At 44.3% G+C, this 17234-nt stretch carries 18 protein-coding genes and 1 pseudogene; 13 read left to right on the top strand and 6 right to left on the bottom strand.

Annotated elements, in window-relative coordinates:
* Positions 1–73, bottom strand: a 73-nt coding sequence (locus LPW36_RS07775; RefSeq protein ID WP_338085959.1) for an IS1 family transposase, incomplete at its 3' end; no start/stop codon positions are given.
* A 285-nt stretch (positions 74–358) separates the two neighbouring features.
* Here LPW36_RS07775 and LPW36_RS07770 point away from each other — a divergent pair.
* Positions 359–3484 carry an FKBP-type peptidyl-prolyl cis-trans isomerase N-terminal domain-containing protein gene (locus tag LPW36_RS07770; RefSeq protein WP_230608917.1) on the top strand — a complete coding sequence of 1042 codons (3126 nt, stop codon included), beginning with the start codon at positions 359–361 and terminating at the stop codon, positions 3482–3484.
* Between the two features lie 117 nt (positions 3485–3601).
* Here the strand turns inward: LPW36_RS07770 and LPW36_RS07765 are convergent, their stop codons facing one another.
* Both LPW36_RS07765 and LPW36_RS07760 read right to left on the bottom strand, forming a co-directional pair.
* Positions 3602–4069 carry a hypothetical protein gene (locus tag LPW36_RS07765; RefSeq protein WP_230608916.1) on the bottom strand — a complete coding sequence of 156 codons (468 nt, stop codon included), beginning with the start codon at positions 4067–4069 and terminating at the stop codon, positions 3602–3604.
* Positions 4056–4865: a winged helix-turn-helix domain-containing protein gene (locus LPW36_RS07760; protein WP_230608915.1), complete on the bottom strand. Its 810-nt coding sequence runs from the start codon at positions 4863–4865 to the stop codon at positions 4056–4058. Before LPW36_RS07760 ends, LPW36_RS07765 begins: the two co-directional genes overlap by 14 nt.
* Positions 4866–5574: 709 nt before the next feature.
* Between LPW36_RS07760 and LPW36_RS07755 the strand changes: the two genes are divergently transcribed.
* From LPW36_RS07755 to LPW36_RS07720, 8 genes and pseudogenes are all read left to right on the top strand, one after another.
* A complete protein-coding gene (locus LPW36_RS07755) occupies positions 5575–5985 on the top strand; it encodes a winged helix-turn-helix domain-containing protein (RefSeq protein ID WP_230608914.1) in 411 nt (136 codons plus the stop codon).
* A gap of 315 nt (positions 5986–6300) precedes the next feature.
* Complete coding sequence (locus LPW36_RS07750; RefSeq protein WP_230608913.1) at positions 6301–6978, top strand: hypothetical protein; 678 nt, start codon at positions 6301–6303, stop codon at positions 6976–6978.
* Positions 6979–7014: 36 nt separating this feature from the next.
* Positions 7015–7335, top strand: a complete 321-nt coding sequence (locus LPW36_RS07745; protein ID WP_230608912.1) for an ESPR domain-containing protein — start codon at positions 7015–7017, stop codon at positions 7333–7335.
* Positions 7247–8572, top strand: a complete 1326-nt coding sequence (locus LPW36_RS07740; RefSeq protein WP_230608911.1) for a YadA family autotransporter adhesin — start codon at positions 7247–7249, stop codon at positions 8570–8572. Before LPW36_RS07745 ends, LPW36_RS07740 begins: the two co-directional genes overlap by 89 nt.
* An 84-nt stretch (positions 8573–8656) precedes the next feature.
* Positions 8657–9454, top strand: coding sequence for an OmpA family protein (locus tag LPW36_RS07735; protein WP_230608910.1), 798 nt, complete (start codon positions 8657–8659; stop codon positions 9452–9454).
* Between the two features lie 5 nt (positions 9455–9459).
* Entirely contained in the window at positions 9460–10329 is an 870-nt protein-coding gene (locus LPW36_RS07730) for a hypothetical protein (RefSeq protein WP_230608909.1), read from the top strand.
* A 326-nt stretch (positions 10330–10655) separates the two neighbouring features.
* Positions 10656–11033: a BON domain-containing protein gene (locus LPW36_RS07725; protein ID WP_230608908.1), complete on the top strand. Its 378-nt coding sequence runs from the start codon at positions 10656–10658 to the stop codon at positions 11031–11033.
* A pseudogene (locus LPW36_RS07720) lies at positions 11030–11144 on the top strand (hypothetical protein). Before LPW36_RS07725 ends, LPW36_RS07720 begins: the two are co-directional and overlap by 4 nt.
* Before the next feature lie 107 nt (positions 11145–11251).
* On the opposite strand, the gene LPW36_RS07715 reads toward LPW36_RS07720, so the two are convergent.
* Together LPW36_RS07715 and LPW36_RS07710 are read right to left on the bottom strand one after the other, a co-directional pair.
* Positions 11252–11644, bottom strand: coding sequence for a type II toxin-antitoxin system death-on-curing family toxin (locus LPW36_RS07715; protein ID WP_230608907.1), 393 nt, complete (start codon positions 11642–11644; stop codon positions 11252–11254).
* Positions 11641–11862 carry a type II toxin-antitoxin system Phd/YefM family antitoxin gene (locus LPW36_RS07710; protein WP_047782254.1) on the bottom strand — a complete coding sequence of 74 codons (222 nt, stop codon included), beginning with the start codon at positions 11860–11862 and terminating at the stop codon, positions 11641–11643. The genes LPW36_RS07715 and LPW36_RS07710 overlap by 4 nt, the downstream gene beginning before the upstream one ends.
* A gap of 533 nt (positions 11863–12395) precedes the next feature.
* Here LPW36_RS07710 and LPW36_RS07705 point away from each other — a divergent pair.
* A complete protein-coding gene (locus LPW36_RS07705; protein WP_230608906.1) occupies positions 12396–12686 on the top strand; it encodes a helix-turn-helix domain-containing protein in 291 nt (96 codons plus the stop codon).
* Complete coding sequence (locus LPW36_RS07700; protein ID WP_230608905.1) at positions 12676–14025, top strand: type II toxin-antitoxin system HipA family toxin; 1350 nt, start codon at positions 12676–12678, stop codon at positions 14023–14025. The genes LPW36_RS07705 and LPW36_RS07700 overlap by 11 nt, the downstream gene beginning before the upstream one ends.
* A 302-nt stretch (positions 14026–14327) precedes the next feature.
* Here LPW36_RS07700 and LPW36_RS07695 read toward each other — a convergent pair whose 3' ends face one another.
* Positions 14328–14582, bottom strand: a complete 255-nt coding sequence (locus LPW36_RS07695) for a helix-turn-helix domain-containing protein (RefSeq protein ID WP_246283285.1) — start codon at positions 14580–14582, stop codon at positions 14328–14330.
* A 553-nt stretch (positions 14583–15135) separates the two neighbouring features.
* Here LPW36_RS07695 and LPW36_RS07690 point away from each other — a divergent pair.
* Positions 15136–15378, top strand: coding sequence for a helix-turn-helix transcriptional regulator (locus LPW36_RS07690; protein ID WP_230608904.1), 243 nt, complete (start codon positions 15136–15138; stop codon positions 15376–15378).
* Complete coding sequence (locus LPW36_RS07685; protein ID WP_230608903.1) at positions 15365–17107, top strand: DUF927 domain-containing protein; 1743 nt, start codon at positions 15365–15367, stop codon at positions 17105–17107. The genes LPW36_RS07690 and LPW36_RS07685 overlap by 14 nt, the downstream gene beginning before the upstream one ends.
* Positions 17108–17234: the final 127 nt, after the last annotated feature.

Below are 17234 nucleotides of genomic sequence, written 5' to 3'. Positions count from 1 at the left end.
AGGTGGAATGACCGTTTCGGATCACATCACTCGTTTCAGAACAGCGGGGACAAACTACATCAATCTTTGCCATCAATCATCCAAAGGGCGAAGAATACCACAACACTAAATATGCGTCACGACCGAAATGTTAATCGAATTTTATAACCTATTGAGATGGAAGAGTTATGCGTTGTGAACCATAATGGTGATTTGCTATTAATCAAATGGTAAAAACATATCGATTTTTATGACGTATAATTGAGTTGATTCTTATGCTTTATTTTAAGGTATACACCTGTTAATCAATCGATTTTTTACTTATTATACGGCGATTATATATGCTGGTGTCTCTGATATGGGTATGTTGAGGGAATAGATGAAATACAATAATAAGAGTCGGTATAGATTATTTTTCGCTCTAATTTTACCTTTGGTTTTACCTGTTAAGGCAGCTTCGCTGGATGAAGGCATTATTGGCGTAAGGGTTCGCGGTGATTCCTCCCGTAGCCAGGCTTCCACACCTTCTTCTGAAGCAGAACCACTGAATAATAAGTCAAATCCGGAGCAGAAAACGACATCTTCGGAGGCATCCTCCCAGGTATCCTCTAAAAGCCAAAATGAGTTACAGCGCTTAAAACAGCATCAGGCTGAATCTGTTAAACAGATTGCCGGGCTTGAACGAAAAATCTCAGTGCTTGAATCAGAGCTTCAACTCGCCAGGGCTAAAGCGTCGGTCTCTGATACAAAAGCCACTACTCAGCAAGATGATAAGCTTAATCAACAGCTGACCGCGCTGAAATCACAATTATCAGAGGCAGAATCTCGCCTGCAAACGTTACAAAAAAACCTGGATGCAGAAAAGAAACAGCGGGAACAAAAACAAGCCCAGATCGATACTTTAAGCAAACAGCTAACGGGTGATGAACAGCAGAAAGATACGCTGGCAAAACAACTGACAGAACTAAAAGTCCGGCATGAAAAATTGCAAAGTAATCAAACAGAAGAGCAGAAAAAGCAGTTATCTGTTTCTGGTGCGCAAATCGCGCAAATTGCCGCGCTGGAGAAGCAACTGGCTGACGCTAAAGTACATCAGGAAAAATTGCTGGGCAGCAGTGCTGAAGAGCTGAAAAAGCAGCAAACTGCCGCCGCGGCTCAGGTAAAGCAAATCGCCGCACTGGAGAAACAGCTGGCTGACACTAAAGCGCAGCACGACAAACTCCAGGGCAGCAGCGCCGAAGAGCTGAAAAAGCAGCAAACTGCCGCCGCGGCTCAGGTAAAGCAAATCGCCGCACTGGAGAAACAGCTGGCTGACTCCAAAGCGCAGCAGGAAAAACTCCAGGGCAGCAGCGCCGAAGAGCTGAAAAAGCAGCAAACTGCCGCCGCGGCTCAGGTAAAGCAAATCGCCGCACTGGAGAAACAGCTGGCTGATTCCAAAGTACAGCAGGAAAAACTCCAGGGCAGCAGCGCCGAAGAACTGAAAAAGCAGCAAACTGCCGCCGCGGCTCAGGTAAAGCAAATCGCCGCACTGGAGAAACAGCTGGCTGACACTAAAGCGCAGCAGGAAAAACTCCAGGGCAGCAGCGCCGAAGAGCTGAAAAAGCAGCAAGTTGCCGCCGCGGCTCAGGTGAAGCAAATCGCCGCACTGGAGAAACAGCTGGCTGACTCCAAAGCGCAGCACGACAAACTCCAGGGCAGCAGCGCCGAAGAGTTGAAAAAGCAGCAAGTTGCCGCTGCGGCTCAGGTGAAGCAAATCGCCGCGTTGGAGAAGCAACTGACGGAAGAAAAGGCTCAGCGGGATAAGCTGCAAAACAGTAGCGTTGACGAGCAGAAGAAACAGCAGACCGTCTCTGTTGCTCAACTGGCGCAAATCACCGCACTGGAAAAGCAACTTGCGGGCGAAAAAACTCAGAGAGAATTATTACAGGGCAATAGTACTGAAGAGCAGAAGAAACAGCAGGCCGTGTTTGCCGGGCAGTTAAAACAAATCACCGATTTGGAAAAGCAACTGACAGAAGTGAAAGCACAACATGAGAAGTTACAAGCCACCGGAACTGAAGATCAGAAGAAACAACAGGTGCTGTTGGCCGGACAACTGAAGCAAATTTCTGATTTAGAAAAACGGTTAGCCGAAGAGAAAGCGCAGCGTGAAACGCTACAAACCAGCGGAACTGAAGATCAGAAGAAACAACAGGTGCTGTTGGCCGGACAACTGAAGCAAATTTCTGATTTGGAAAAACAGTTAGCCGAAGAGAAAGCGCAGCGTGAAACGCTACAAACCAACGGAACTGAAGATCAGAAGAAACAGCAGGTGCTGTTGGCAGGGCAGTTGAAGCAGATCGGTGATTTAGAAAAGCAACTGGCTGAAGAGAAGACACAGCGCGAGAAATTACAGCATAACGCAGATGAGTTGGTAAAACAGCAAGGGGTGGCTGCTGAACAACAGCAGAAAGTCGCTATGCTGGAAAAACAGTTGGCGGAAGCGAAGACTAAGCCAGCGGTTGATACCGGTGAGCAAACTAAACAGCAACTGGCTTCTACTCAATCTCTGAAAGAGCTTGATGCATTAAAAGCCCAACTGGCGGAAGAAAAATCGCAGCATGAGCAGCAGAAGAATCGTGCGGATACGTTGGTTAAACAGCAAATAGCAGGACAGGAACTGCTGGCGATATTTAGTAAACAGCTTACGGCTCAACAACTGTTGGCCAGCACTACAGGAAATAAACCTGACGGGGCCGCAACTGCAACTAAGCAGGTTACCGATTTAGAAAATGAACTAAAGGCAGCGCAGGCACAATTGAAAGCGCTACAGGACAAGCAAACAGCCGTCGTATCTGAGGCGACTGAACCTAAGGCTACGGGTGATAAAACCACGATTCCTAAGAAGGATGATGAAATAATTGCTTATGCCCTGGGGATGCAACTGGGTGATAAGGTTCAGGATTCATTGACAGAAAACGCGGAGTTAGGGCTGAACGTTAACACTAACTGGGCGTTGCTGGGGCTGGTAGACACCGTGAAGCAGCAACTACAGGTAGATCGTAGTGTTCTGATGGATAGCCTGAATAAAGTCAGTGATACTATTCGTCGTAACATGCTGGCGAAAAAGCAAGAGGCGGAAAAATCCGGTAAACAGTATCAGAAAGAGTTTGCCGCAAAACCTCAGGTGAATAAGGATCCAACCGGTTTCCATTACCGTATTGAATACGGTGGAGATAATAAGATTCCTGATAACGCTAACATCATGATTGCCGTAAAAGAGAGTCTGGTTGACGGTACGGTTATTGAAGATATGGATCTTCAGCGTCGCTATGTGACTCAGCCGCTGGCTAAATATCCTCCGGTATTTAAAGCTGCGCTGGCCCGCCTGCGTGATCATGGCAGCATGACATTAGTAGTACCCCCTGAATTAGCCTATGGCGATCGGGGATTAGCGCCACTAATTCCTCCAGGTTCTACTATTGTCTATAGCATTCGGATTGTGGGTGTCACTACGCCGAAGTAATATCAAATTTATATTGAAGCACAAAATGGGGTGGAAAGTAATTTCCACCCCATTTTTAATGGTTTTTTATCGTGCTAAATTAGGGGGCACTATTTGGGAATTAACGCTGTGTTTTCGTTAAGTTTGTGAACAATAAAACAATGGCATATCGTCCAGTGTGAACATGTAGCTGGAGAAGCTTTGATAGAGCAGATGCATGCCTATTCCTCGCCCCTGAATACGAAAGAAATCGGGAACCAGATAGTCTAATTTGCCTAAACGACCGGGGTTTGTATCGGTCTGCTCTGAAATCATCATGATATCTTTCTTATCCAACACATACCTGAAGCGCATTTCATGACTAATTCTCTTTGCCGGTTGGCCATTTTCCTGTAAATCGCCGATGCTTGAATACCGCCCTTCTCCGTCATTAAAAGTAAAAAGCATGATTGTGTCATAACTACCTTTGTCATTGATTATAGTAATCTCACTTTCGCAGGTGAAATGGTTATTCTTCCAGGATAGATAACCAGCCCAAAATAAAGGGCTACCGGCAAGCGCAAATATCAGAGCAATCTTTATCGCGGCTTTTTTATTGTTCATCATTTGTCTCGATATATATATGGGACTCACAGCGGACATTAGCGGAATCAATAGACTTATCACATACGATAATGGATGACTGTTTAAAAACACGGTTAATATTCATATAAGCCGTGCTACCAGGAGGACAGTTGATCGATTTTTGCTTCATCAGAGCGGTAAATATGACAGCGCTTTTCTGTGAGTCGTAATACGAGGAAAATAGATTGCATCCATTTACATTTCCGGCAGAGTAGTATTCCTGAAATATATTTTTATTGTGATAATACGTCATGTATACCCACCCCGATGAAAAAAAGAAAATGGTTACAGCGATTAGATAAACCCATTTTAATGAGTTGTGCTGTTCTTGAAGCTCGTTTGCTATTGGTGTTGTTTCTTTTTTTATGAATTCTGCCTGACTGCTGGATAAAGTGACTTCAGTTTTGTGGTCCGGCAGAGGAGTTAGTGGAGGCAGACTTTTCTGAATTTCTTTTACGTCAGCGATGCACTTAAAACCGGCTTTAGGCAGGGTTTTAATCACTTCCTCCGCCAATCCTATAGATTTTATGGCTTTTCTTATCAACCCTATATTTTGGTAAAGCGTGTTTGACGAAACATAAATACCGTTTTTTCCCCAAACTTGCTCAAATAGAAATTGCTGGCTAAGCGTTTGTCCGTTATGTAAAAGCAATTGATGCAGGCACTGGCTGGCGGGAATATGGAGATTTATCTCAAACCCGGGCTGATCGTAAATCGACAACGTATGCTTTTCAGGATCAAAGCAAACCACCTCGTTAATAACATAGATTTTATTCATTTTCAGTAAATTACCTTATGGCTTTTTGTAAGTATAGACGATGGTTTTAGACGCAAATATTTAACAATGGGGGGGATAGAAATCTTAATAAGATTTTTTGTCTTTATAAATCAATTAAATACTATCAAACAACGTTATCCCCCTATTTTTTTCTTTAATAAAACTAATAAAAAACATGAAGATAAATGTAAATGAAAATAAATCAGATAAGATCAGTCCCTTTTCTGAATAAAAAGGGTTATGGTCTATTTCACCGATTCATTGTGTTGGTCCTTTGATAGAGAAAATCTAAATTTCGATTGATTAATAGAGTTAATTAATTGAAATTTATTAAGTAAATTTATTTTGTGTGTTAATGGTAACATTTTCATATAGCTTAAAATTATTAGTGCTATATAAAACAAAGGGTTAATTCTATGTGTGGTTTAATCTACTTATTATGATAAGTATAAAAGTATATTAATTTGAGTTTTCTAACATAAACGAATGTTAGTGAAAAATTATAACTTACGCGCTTGATTGGAGTTTTATATCGAGCATCTGATTTTTAATGATTGTTTATACTATTTTTTGTTAAATTATCTCTCTATCTAAATGTCAGTGGTGATATTGAATTAGCGTAAAAGCCTTATATAATCGCCACACACAAAGAATGTGTTTTGTTGAAGAGATATTTTCAGAAATATAATCAGAGATATGGACGATCTGGATGGATAGAGGAGATATGGATTATCAACTTTATGGTTTTTTAATCGGTAAAGATATTCATTTTGAAATAGAAAGTGGACAACTTTATCGGTTTTCTTCAAATGGAACAGAGAAACACTTAATATTTGGTACTTTATTTTTCAGCGACACAATGTTGCAGCTATTTCTTTATATGCTGAAATATGGTCGTGATAACCGAATTACAAAAGAAGAACTACTGAAGAAAATTTGGGAAGATAATAAATTAAGCCCATCTCCTCAGCGGCTATGGCAGGTTTTGACTGGGCTTAACAAAAAGCTACAAACGCTGGGCTTACCTGATGAGTTTATTAAAACGATAAAAGGTAGTGGGTATACTATAGGTTTTAAAGAAATAACGCCTCTTTATTATAGAGTCAGTGAAATATTTTAAATTAATATTCAAATATATTTGAACTTATTTTTTTTATAGTATTTAACTAAATTTCTTACACGATAATAAATGGTTAATAAAAAACAGCATATTTTTTAATGATGAATTTGAATGAATGTAATTGGCTTGAATTATATTTCAAACTCTTTCTATTTGTAAAAAATATGACAAGGCGCTTATAGCTAAATGATGAGATTAATTACACTTTCCCTATTTAAACCGAGTGTTTGCAACATGAAAAAAAATATTTTATTAGTTAATCCCCTTACGTTTTTACGGATATTGTTAAAAACACTGGTCATGGGATTGTTGATCATGGCGACTGGTACAGCATTTGCCGCTGTTGAACAATCTGACACAACACCTTCATCTCTTGTACAAAAGAGTCTGGTTGACCGTGAGTTACTGTTTCAGCAGGCAGTAACCGATGATTTAGCCGGGCATCACCTTGAAGCGCGTAAATTATATGACGCATTAAAAAGTACCGATTTGGATGAACAAATAGCGGTGCCGTCAGCGATTAATTTGGCTGCACTCACACAATATCAGGCTTCCCTGAAAGAATTTGATGCACTCGCACTGAGTCATGATGTACGCGTAAGCGATTATGCCCATTTATGGCAGCTTTGGCTGACCGCTCGTATACATACCGGTGATATTGTTGCACTGAAAGAAAAACTGACTCACATGGCATCCGGTATGAAGGTAAGTTCTCCAAGCCAACAGGCTCTGGTTCGCCTCTATTCTGGCGATGGTGACATAAATACGGTACTTATAGCGATAAAGGCAATGTCCTGCACTGATGAACTTCAATGCCGTGATGCAAGAACTGTTGCTACCTTCTTCATTGGGGGGTATCTGCAGTTTGTTGAACATGATGATAAAGCGGCATTGCAATGGTACGAACATCAACAAAATGAACTTAATAATACGTCTTTAGAAACCCCACTAATTTTTCAAACCATCACTTCCCTTAAAGCTGTGAAACACTAACTTTTTACCCCGGCATGGAGCTGGGAAAGGATATTTATGAACAAGATTTATCGTTTAATATGGAGTTCTGCTCAACGTGCCTGGGTTGTAGTTGGTGAATTATCTTCTGCTCAAGGGAAGGGAAAAACTCGCGCGGTAACTTCTACCATTGGTCGAAGTGGTTTAGCTATTGGTGTTTTAACGGCTGCTATGTTATCAGCGCCTGCGGAGGCATGGACGGTTGACGCGGGTTCAGTGCGCAATGGTAGTGCTACGGCAGCAAATGATAATGCGATTACCACCAATACCGCAATTGGTAGCGGGTCACAAACAACAACAGATGCTGCGGGCCAGTCGACGGCGATACACCACCAATAACGGTAGTGGCGTGCGTTATGTGCGTACTAATGCCACCGGTTTACCAGAGTCAGATGCGTATGCTAAAGGGCAGGCAAGTACTGCGGTAGGTTATAACGCGACATCATCCGGCGCAGCCAGCGTTGCTATTGGTCAGGATTCTTCAGCCAGTGCATTAAGCGCCATTGCTATCGGTAAAGGTGCGGAAGCTGACACTGACCGTAGTGTGGCGTTGGGTGATGGGGCGAAAACCAAAACTGCAACGGGAACCAGCAGCGTTGTTATTCAGGGTAACGAGTATGCTTTTGCAGGTACCAGCCCAGTTGGTACGGTAAGTGTTGGTGATGTTGGTGACGAACGCACTATTACTAACGTTGCTGCCGGGGAGCTGTCATCAACCAGTACTGATGCGGTTAACGGTTCTCAACTGTACGCAACGGTAGTCGCCATCAACAATATTCAAACGGGTATTAGCGATCTTGGCGATGCTGCGGTGAAATATGAGAAAAACGGGGATGGAACAACTAACTATAATAAAGTTGTACTCGGCGGTGGTCCAACTATCATTACTAATCTGGCGGCGGGAACTCAGGATAGCGATGCCGTTAACTATTCACAGCTAAAAGCAATGTCTGAGCAGGTTACCAATATTTCTAATGGCACTGATGGTATGTTCCAGGTGAATAATACCAGCAAATTACCTAAACCATCGGTGACCGGTAAGGATGCGGCAGCAGGGGGCGCTGGGGCTGTAGCCAGTGGAGATAATAGCCTGGCTATGGGAACTCATGCCAGAGCAACGGGTAACAATTCTGTAGCGCTGGGTGCTAACTCTATCGCAGACCGTGACAATTCGGTATCTGTCGGTTTCGCTGGTGCAGAGCGTCAGATTACTAATCTTGCAGCAGGTACTCAGGGTACTGATGCCGTTAACGTTAACCAACTGAAAAGTGGTATCAGTTCGGCAAACCAGTATACGGACAACAAGTTTAATTCACTGAAAAATATGGTGGAAGATCAGGGTGACAAACTGAGCGCGGGTATTGCCGGAGCAATGGCGATGTCAGGTTTACCACAAGCCTATCAGCCAGGTGCCAGCATGGTTGGCATTGCGGGTTCAACTTATCAGAACCAGTCGGCAGTAGCGTTAGGCGTTTCTATGATTTCCGATAACGGTAAATGGGTTACCAAACTTTCCGGTAGCACTAACTCACAGGGTGATTTAGGTGGCACGGTAGGTGTTGGCTATCAGTGGTAATTTATTTATTACACCTTGATTTGTATTGAAATCTGTCCTCGGCATGAGCCGGGGGCTTAATAACCGATTTTTATAGTGAGAAAGATGATGATTGTTCATTCCAAACCGGCTCGCCTGGCAATGGTGTTAGGCAGCTTTTTACTGCTCTCTGCTTGTACCCGCTCAATTAGTGATGTGGATTCACAAGGAAAAACCAGCACACCTGTATTTCCTGATGTTTCTAACGCGGTTCGTGAAGAGGGAAGTTTTGTTAATCTGGATAACCTTAAACAAGTTAGACCGGGTATGACAAAGGTACAGTTATATGAATTAATTGGCGTGCCACATTTTGATGAAGGCGTTCTGAGAGTAAAAGAGTGGGACTATATTTTCCATTTTACTAAGGCGGATAAAACCATTCTGACCTGCCAGTATAAGGTACTGTTTGATTCTGATATGAAGGCTCAAAGTTTTTACTTTTTGCCGGAAAATTGTCTGGATCGGTTGTCGGGAACACCTCTTGTTGCTCATCATGATTTGAGTGTGGAAAGCCTGTTTGCTTTTGATCAAGCTACCCTGTCAGCAAAGGGGATTGAGCAAATTGAAACGTTTTCTTCCGGGCTGAAAGGTATAGGTTTAGAAAGTAAGCATATCATTGTTACAGGGCATACCGATCGTTTTGGCGGTAAGGCTTATAACCAGCACCTTTCACTTGCTCGTGCTGAGTCTGTTAAACGTCAAATGGTTAAAAATGGTATTTCAGCTTCGATTATTGAAGTTCGTGGTAAAGGCGATAGCGAACCGCGGGTTTTTTGTCCGGGCAATCAATCTGCCGCTGTGATAGAGTGCCTGGCTCCGAATCGTCGGATGTCGGTGGATGTTATTAATTCCCAATCTAAGTGAGTGTGATGGTTAAGATAAAGTTTAACCTACAGAAGGCCGCTGTTGGCGGCCTCCTACTTCTTATCAGTCAACAGGCATTTTGTTCTGTTGCTGATTTGCGCGTTAAATATATTGATGTTCCGGCTTATAACTTAATTAGTGATACACTGGTTGGGATGAGCACACCGGGTAGCGGAAAGCGTAATGACTTTGTATTACAGTTAATTTGTGATTTGGCTCGTGGTGATAAAAACCAGCAGGAAGTGAACGCTGTTCTTCAACAAAATCATATCGAAGTGCAGAGTATTCCGGCAAAAGGAAGCATGTCATCTCTGTTGATTAATGGTGATATCGCCGATCAGGCCTCTACCTGTGCTGCCTATGTGGCGACCTCTTTGTTTAGTACAAGCGATAACTCGGCTCTGTTTGATAAGGTTAAAACGGAGTCTGGTAAGGTTGAGTTAACGTTAAACCCACAACGTTTTGCTAAAGAAATGAAGGTCAGAATGTCTCTGGCTCAGGCCACCGCTAACTTATATGCAGTGATTGCTGCTAACTTACCGAATAATAATGAGTTGAGTTTTTCAGACTACCAACAAAGTGTTGCAAGTACGGTATATAACTATGCTCCTGAGTATTTAAAGCTGGTTCAAAAGCTATATGCTAATGATAAAGCGACATATACGCCGGTTACCATTACATCATCGGCAACATCAATTTTTGACAGTGAGAGTAGGGAGCTTGAGATAACAGCTCAGAGTATTAAATTTAAATCTAAAGGTGTTGTATGGCTTGGTGAGGGTAAAATATTCGGCAAAGAATATTTTATACCGGTGAAAGTGATTGATTCTCCCGCCATCAATAAACCAAAAACACCAAAAAGAACTGGCAGATAGCACACCGGCAACCTCATCATAGCGATGTCTTTTGAACTGCCAGCATCACCGGATGCTGGCAGACATGTACAGCAACGCCCTTCCCGATATATTTTGTCTACTTGTCTGTTAGAACTGCGCTATGAATGGATATGGTCATAACGAGCATCATTCAAATATATGCTCTTTTTCCCTTTGATTGATCTATTTATATGGCTAACTTAATTATTATTAGCGGGTTAATCTTATTTTTTGTTAAATAATTGTATTTTTCGCTAATGGTCTATACTTACTAATATAGTGTTAGCTATAGGGTCAGATATTTTGTCAACAGGAAGGAAAGCGTAATGAAGAATACTCAATTAGTGAAAGTCATAACGGCAGCCGTTTTAGGTACAGTATTATTAAGCGGTAGCGTATTGGCTGAAGAAAGCGTGGTAGATAAAGCTAAGTCAGCGGCCAGCGATGCCGGTGATAAAATTGAGCATTCTGCTAAAAAGGCCGATCTCTATATGGATGACAGTGCCATCACTGCAAAAGTAAAAGCAACATTGCTGGATGCCAAAGATATTAAAAGCACTGATATATCCGTAGAAACCATTAATAGTATGGTTTATCTGACCGGTAGTGTTGCCAGTAAAGCGCAGGCTGAACAAGTCGTGCAACTGGTTGGTAAAGTAGAAGGTGTTACCAGTGTTAAAAACGATCTGGTGATCAAACCCTGATTGCCGCCGCATCCGGTTTGGGTACCCTGATGGGGTACCGCTGCCCCAGTAGTGAAAATCGTGTATGTTGTCGGGATTATCCTGTTGATTATTAGTCTGTTTGCCGGGTGAAAGCGGTCTTGATAACCGCTGAATCTGAATATTGAGTAATGGGTTATTGATTTTATTGGCTTTTTATTAATTTATCTTTGGGGTAAGTACACGGAGTTCTAGGGTGATTAGCGGGTTGGACTAAAATTGTCTACCAGCTCCCGTAAATGTTGCGCTAACTGGTTAACGCTCTTATCTCCTGTGGCTGCCTCTACCGTTAAATTTTCCAGCGTATCGTCGTTATCACGGATCTTGATATCGTTGCGGTAGAGAAAGGTCATAGTAACAAAAAACGCGGTGCGCTTATTGCCGTCATTAAAGATATGCCCTCGAGCGATGGCTACCCAATAGGTGGCGGCCAGTTCAAATACATCCGTAACGCCTTCATAATGTGTACGGTTTTGCACCCGATAGATGAGCGCTTCAGCTCTGCCGGGATCGGGCATACCTGCAACACCGGGAAGTCGCTGCAATATGCGGTCATGGAAAGCGATAACTTCCTGCGCACTAACCCATATCATCGATTTGTCAGCGCCTCTACGGTATGCCCATGACGCTGCATAATGACATCAAACTCTGCATCCAACTTAGCATTCTGATATGACTCAAATTCGGCCTTGCTGATAACTACCGCTGAACTGCCGTCTCTACGGGTGATTTCAACAGGTTCGCCGTGGGTAGCAGCATCCAACACTTCTGAAATATTAGCGCGAGCTTGAGTTGAGGTGTATGTACGCATGATGTGTCTCCTTAAGTGTACATTTAAATTGTACATATATTGTGCATTTCATTCAACTTAACCTTGAATACAGGTGTAAATACACCCGTTTTAGTACCACGCATTTTTGGCGAACCAGTACAAGACTTTATAGATTTGAAAAAGCCAGCATTTACACTGGCTTATAGATATTGGCGAGGCATCGTGAGACTTATTGAATCTAATTGATAATCTACTCAATATTCTGAATCTGCTCATTGAGCAGCGGACTAGATCCTAACAAACTCAATGATTTACCGAAAAGAAACTGTTCAAAAATGCCTGTTTGCCCACCAAACTGCCCACCACTTGCCTATGGCTTTTACTAAATCTTAGTGGTTAGCAATGGAAAAACAGTGTCGTTTTTATGCTGCTGTTAGAGCTAAAACATAGCAGTTTTGAAGGGCTTTATCGAGTGATTTTTTCAACACCTCATCCAGTAATGGATATAATAATGTCCGCTTTTTGTTTTTTTAGCTATAATGGATATAATTGTATCCCTTTGGCCTTTGCGGATGAAATTTACCTTACTTGATGATACCGATGTAAGCCAAGCCTATGCGGCTTATTTACGTGAGTTACGAAAGCAGGCAAAGCTGTCACGAGCGGCGCTTGCTGAGCGAAGCTGTGTACCTGCGGCCACCATTAAGAAATTTGAGCTAACTGGGCAAATTTCATTTCGCCAATTGCTGTTGCTATGGCAGACCCTTGATTCGCTAGATAGGCTTTATCAGCTCACGCAACCTAACAAAGAGCGCACCACTATGCCCACTAGCATTGATGAGGTGTTAAAAGATGAGTTTTAAACCCATTCAAAAACTCGCCGTAACTCGTACGTTAAGCTCAGGTGAGCAGATATCTGTTGGAGTCTTGGCGCAGAATCGGCAAGGCGTTTTTTTTCAGTATGCAGACAGCTATTTGCAGCAGTTTGGCAATTTATCACCTTTTACCTTGCAGTCGAACGCGCAAGTTCAAGTCGCTCCTAAGCAGCCACACCAAGGTGTACATGGCGTATTTGGAGATTGTTTGCCCGATGGCTGGGGCATGCTGTTACAAGATCGTATTTTCCGGCAACAGGGCATCCTGCCTAATCAATTAACGGCGATGGATAGACTGGCCTTTGTCGGTGATAAAGGCATGGGAGCATTGTCTTTTTCTCCGGTGTCTGAGTTTTCAGCCACCACGTACGCGGATATTGATTTAGCGACGTTAGGTTTAGAAGCACAAATGCTGTTCGATGCTTCGATGTCAGATTATATAGACGACAACCACGATGAGTTAGATGGGCATACGCAACAGGTGTTGGCCGCATTGGTCGCCGGAGGTAGTTCGGGTGGGGCAAGGCCTAAGGCACAGATTTATATGCCTGCAGGGGAAGCTCGGCATTGTCGAACCTTTGCTAAGCCTGGTGATGAAGCGTGGCTGATTAAATTTACTTCTAAAAATCTCGCGCTCGGCCATGAAGAAGGTTTGTGCGAGGCGGTTTATTTACAAATGGCAGAACTTGCTAAGTGTCAACCACCGCTATGGCAACTCATTGAAGCACCACCTACAAGCGGTGCGTCTGCTTGGTTGGCGCTTAAGCGTTTTGATTATGTCACTGAACAGGCCGACTTAGGCAGAAAGCGCAGTGCAGGTCGATTGCATATGCACAGCGCTTGCGGGCTACTGGATGCAGACTTTCGAACGCCAAGTTTAGATTACATTGATTTGATTAAAGCCAGCCGTCAGTTGTGTAAATCGCCAGCTGCTGGACAACTGCAATTTCGCCGTGCCATTTTTAACCTGCTGTCGTCTAATCAAGACGACCACAGTAAAAACTGGGCGTTTTTGCAAGCGGATGACGGTCAATGGGATCCTGCCCCTTTTTACGATGTTACCTACAGCCCACATCCATTCAACGAACACGCCACTGCGTTCGGAGGTTATGGTAAAGCGCCACAGCTTAAGGTGATGCAAAAACTTGCTACCAGTGCTGGCTATGGGAGTTGGCATGAGGCAAGGCAAGTCATTGAAGAAGTCGCAGAAGCCATCAGCCAATTTACGTATCTGGCACAGCAGCAAGGGATCAGTAAAACGACAGCATCTGCGATTACTAAAACACTGGATCAGCGCAAACAGGAAAATGCAGCGCTTTTTCAATGAAAGTAAAACAAACTTTTCAATTCACAATAAATACAAGGTCTACAGATTGTTACCCATAAAGTCACTTTGTGTAGACCTCCAACCTCTGCATTCCCCCGTTCGGTAAAACGCATAGAGGAGTACTCAACTTGTATTGCACACTTTTACGCGCATAAAAGTGCGGAATTTTACATTTTTATGCGCATAAAAGTGTAATTTGGTTCTTATTGAGTATAAAACAGCCCTTTAATAGCTATCTTTCTTCTCTGAAGCTGACCTTGCTGGCCAAGTTTTAGTCATGTGGATATGGGCTACTGCTGCACTTATTTTTTATTTAGCAATTGGATGTCTTGCAGCTTTCTTCCCAGCTCGTCATCACGGGCGACCTTGGTTAGGTCGTCTAACAAGCCGAGGACTGCCAAAACCTTAACGTAGTGACCAAGTGAAACGGAAGGATCACCTTTTGATATTTTACGCAGTGTTGGCTTAGAAATCCCTGTCCTACTATGCATCATTTCTTGAGTAATGCCGCGTCTCTTCATCGCCAATGTTAAGTTTTCTCCTAAGATGCTTAACATCTTCCTTTGTCTAGGGAATATGACCGCAGTGCGTTTTGATTTTGGCTCGACAGTATTCATAGTGAAACTATATTTTCTTAACTCTTAATTTAGTGAAATTATAGTTTCACTTTTATCGTCAAGTTGTAAAGCAATAAACTGCCAATCTCTCGAAGTAAAGTGAGCCAAGATCTGAACAGGTCATGTCGATTTTTTACTGTTTTTTCGACATAAGTTTTTTATATGTCGATACACTCGACATATCAACTCTTAATCCAAACGACTCACCGATACAGGGGTATGAGTAGGGAACTTCAAAGCAGTACGCTGTTCTTTGGGCATCTGGGGCAGTATGGGCAAAGCCTTAGTTCACGCCGCTTAGCCACACACAAACTCTGCCCACAGAGCATTTATTGTTTTGGGCACTATCTACAAACTGGGGCAAGTAGCGACCTGTACCCTCAGAAAGCTGCACGATCAGGGCATTTATCTGCCTACTGCGTCCGTTTAACTCTTTAATACTAGTGGGGACAAACTCCTAAGAGAACTTAACAGATCAGTGAGGAAGCAAACGATGAACCCAACTACACAATCATCCACCACATCAACAAACCCAGCGCGTCAGCAGCGGATTTTGCGCTTGCCCGAGGTAAAGGCCAAAACAGGCTTTGGCCGCAGTACCATTTATGCCCTGATGGCTAACGGTGAATTTCCGCGATCCATCCGGATTGGTGCGCGTGCCGTGGGCTGGTTAGAAAGCGATATCGACCAGTGGATTGAAACCCGCCGTATTGGTGCTGCTCATGGCCGTGGATAAACCATCAGCATCAAACCAATTACCTGCCGGTGATATGCATAGCAACATGCCAACATTACCGGCTGGTTTTGCCTATAACGCGCAAAACTGGCTGGTGATGCAACCGGCAGGGCAAGATAGCCCAGTCAAAATATGCTCTTGGCTGCAAGTGGCTGCTCGCACCCGCGATCCGCAAGGGGACAACTACGGCTATTTATTGCACTGGTTAGACGATGATAATCGCCATCGCTACTGGGCGATGCCTGCTGAACTCTTAGCCGGAGACGGCAACGAGTACCGCCGAATACTACTCAGCCGAGGCATGCGCCTAAGCAACAGCGTCAAAGCACGGCAGTTGCTCTCGCTGTTTATTCAACAAATGGGCGAACTGGCCACGCAAAAGGCCATCAGCGTGAACTGTATTGGCTGGCATCACCACGCTTATGTGCATCCGCGCCTCACCTTTTACCCAAGCGAACACAGCAACAACCCGCGCATGGTGCTGCAAACCATGCACCCGATAGAAGGCTTTATTCAGCAAGGTAGTAGCGACAGTTGGCGGCAACACGTTGGCCGTTATTGTCTGGATAACCCGTTATTAATCGTTGGTGTCTGTGCTGCACTGGCCGCGCCTTTGTTGCACTTGTGTGGGGTGGATGGTTTTGGTTTACACCTTTACGGAGCCAGCAGTACTGGTAAAACCGCGGCGCTGTATCCGGCATTATCGGTGTGGGGCGAGCCTAATCAGCTGCGCCATAGTTGGCGCGCTACGGCCAACGGTTTAGAAGGTACAGCATTAGCGCATAACGATGCCTTGCTGGCGCTCGATGAAATGGGCGAAGTTGATCCAAAAGAGGCGGGAGATGTCGCTTATATGCTTGCCAATGGCCAAGGTAAAACCCGTGCAGGCAAATACGGTGAAATGCGCTTACCCGCCCGTTGGCGTTTGGTGTTTTTATCCACCGGTGAAGTGACGCTCGAAAGCCATCTTGCCAGTATCGGCAAGCGCGTAAAAGCCGGCCAGCAAGTGCGCGTGATTGATCTCAGTGCCGATGCCGGATCGCAAATGGGCGTGTTTAACCAGAGTCATGGTATGAACGCCGCCGATTTAGCCGACCACCTAAAACAACAAAGTCGCCAACATTACGGCAGCTTGGCCTTGGATTGGTTGCGGTATTTAACGCAGCACAGCGCTCAGGTGCGCCCCGTTTTCCAAAATGTACGCCAACGTTTTTTAACCGGCTTACCTCCCGAGTCAGACGGCCAAGTGCGCCGGGTCGCCGAAAAGTTTGCCTTACTGGCTAGTGCTGGGTTGTTAGCCATTCAAGCCAAAGTACTCGATTGGCCAGCTCAAAGTGTCGAAGCCGCTTGTTTAAGCCAGCTTAACCAATGGATACTCGCTCGCGGTGGTGTGGCCGCTAATGAAGATCAACAAGCCATTCGCCAAGTGCGCAGTTTTATTGAACAGCATGGCGAAAGCCGCTTTACGCCTAAGCAAACCGGTTACAGCAGCCAAGTACGCCAACGCGCCGGTTGGCTAGACACCAGCGGCCCACAAACCCTCTACCTGTTTTACCCAACTGGCTGGCGTGAAGCCACCGAAGGCCTAAGCCCAGATCGCGCCGCCAAAGCACTGATGGCCGCAGGCTACCTAGTCCCCGATGGCAACCGACCACAGCGCAAAGTCAGCCTGCCCGACAACACCCGCCCGCGAATGTACTGCGTGAAAGGCAGCATCTTGGATGACTAAAATGGCGATGAATCCTGTGTAGGCTTGTCGCCTTGCAGTGCACCGCCAGTCAACATAAATAGCTAGCGAGGCTTGAAGTCCAACACAGACAATACCGCTAGAGGTATTCCCGTGAACCGCCAGCGTA

The organism is Limnobaculum eriocheiris, from assembly GCF_021010575.1.
Classification (GTDB): Bacteria; Pseudomonadota; Gammaproteobacteria; order Enterobacterales; family Enterobacteriaceae; genus Limnobaculum; species Limnobaculum eriocheiris.
This window is presented reverse-complemented; position numbering and strand designations above follow the sequence as displayed.

What these genes read in the sequence shown, in the direction of transcription:
- LPW36_RS07760 (WP_230608915.1), bottom strand. Translation starts at nt 4,865, where the DNA reads ATGAATAAAATCTATGTTATTAACGAGGTGGTTTGCTTTGATCCTGAA.
- LPW36_RS07730 (WP_230608909.1), top strand. Translation starts at nt 9,460, where the DNA reads ATGGTTAAGATAAAGTTTAACCTACAGAAGGCCGCTGTTGGCGGCCTC.
- LPW36_RS07725 (WP_230608908.1), top strand. Translation starts at nt 10,656, where the DNA reads ATGAAGAATACTCAATTAGTGAAAGTCATAACGGCAGCCGTTTTAGGT.
- LPW36_RS07710 (WP_047782254.1), bottom strand. Translation starts at nt 11,862, where the DNA reads ATGCGTACATACACCTCAACTCAAGCTCGCGCTAATATTTCAGAAGTG.
- LPW36_RS07740 (WP_230608911.1), top strand. Translation starts at nt 7,247, where the DNA reads ATGCGATTACCACCAATACCGCAATTGGTAGCGGGTCACAAACAACAA.
- LPW36_RS07685 (WP_230608903.1), top strand. Translation starts at nt 15,365, where the DNA reads ATGGCCGTGGATAAACCATCAGCATCAAACCAATTACCTGCCGGTGAT.
- LPW36_RS07735 (WP_230608910.1), top strand. Translation starts at nt 8,657, where the DNA reads ATGATGATTGTTCATTCCAAACCGGCTCGCCTGGCAATGGTGTTAGGC.
- LPW36_RS07695 (WP_246283285.1), bottom strand. Translation starts at nt 14,582, where the DNA reads ATGTTAAGCATCTTAGGAGAAAACTTAACATTGGCGATGAAGAGACGC.
- LPW36_RS07745 (WP_230608912.1), top strand. Translation starts at nt 7,015, where the DNA reads ATGAACAAGATTTATCGTTTAATATGGAGTTCTGCTCAACGTGCCTGG.
- LPW36_RS07770 (WP_230608917.1), top strand. Translation starts at nt 359, where the DNA reads ATGAAATACAATAATAAGAGTCGGTATAGATTATTTTTCGCTCTAATT.
- LPW36_RS07705 (WP_230608906.1), top strand. Translation starts at nt 12,396, where the DNA reads ATGAAATTTACCTTACTTGATGATACCGATGTAAGCCAAGCCTATGCG.
- LPW36_RS07765 (WP_230608916.1), bottom strand. Translation starts at nt 4,069, where the DNA reads ATGATGAACAATAAAAAAGCCGCGATAAAGATTGCTCTGATATTTGCG.
- LPW36_RS07700 (WP_230608905.1), top strand. Translation starts at nt 12,676, where the DNA reads ATGAGTTTTAAACCCATTCAAAAACTCGCCGTAACTCGTACGTTAAGC.
- LPW36_RS07750 (WP_230608913.1), top strand. Translation starts at nt 6,301, where the DNA reads ATGGCGACTGGTACAGCATTTGCCGCTGTTGAACAATCTGACACAACA.
- LPW36_RS07690 (WP_230608904.1), top strand. Translation starts at nt 15,136, where the DNA reads ATGAACCCAACTACACAATCATCCACCACATCAACAAACCCAGCGCGT.
- LPW36_RS07715 (WP_230608907.1), bottom strand. Translation starts at nt 11,644, where the DNA reads ATGATATGGGTTAGTGCGCAGGAAGTTATCGCTTTCCATGACCGCATA.
- LPW36_RS07755 (WP_230608914.1), top strand. Translation starts at nt 5,575, where the DNA reads ATGGATAGAGGAGATATGGATTATCAACTTTATGGTTTTTTAATCGGT.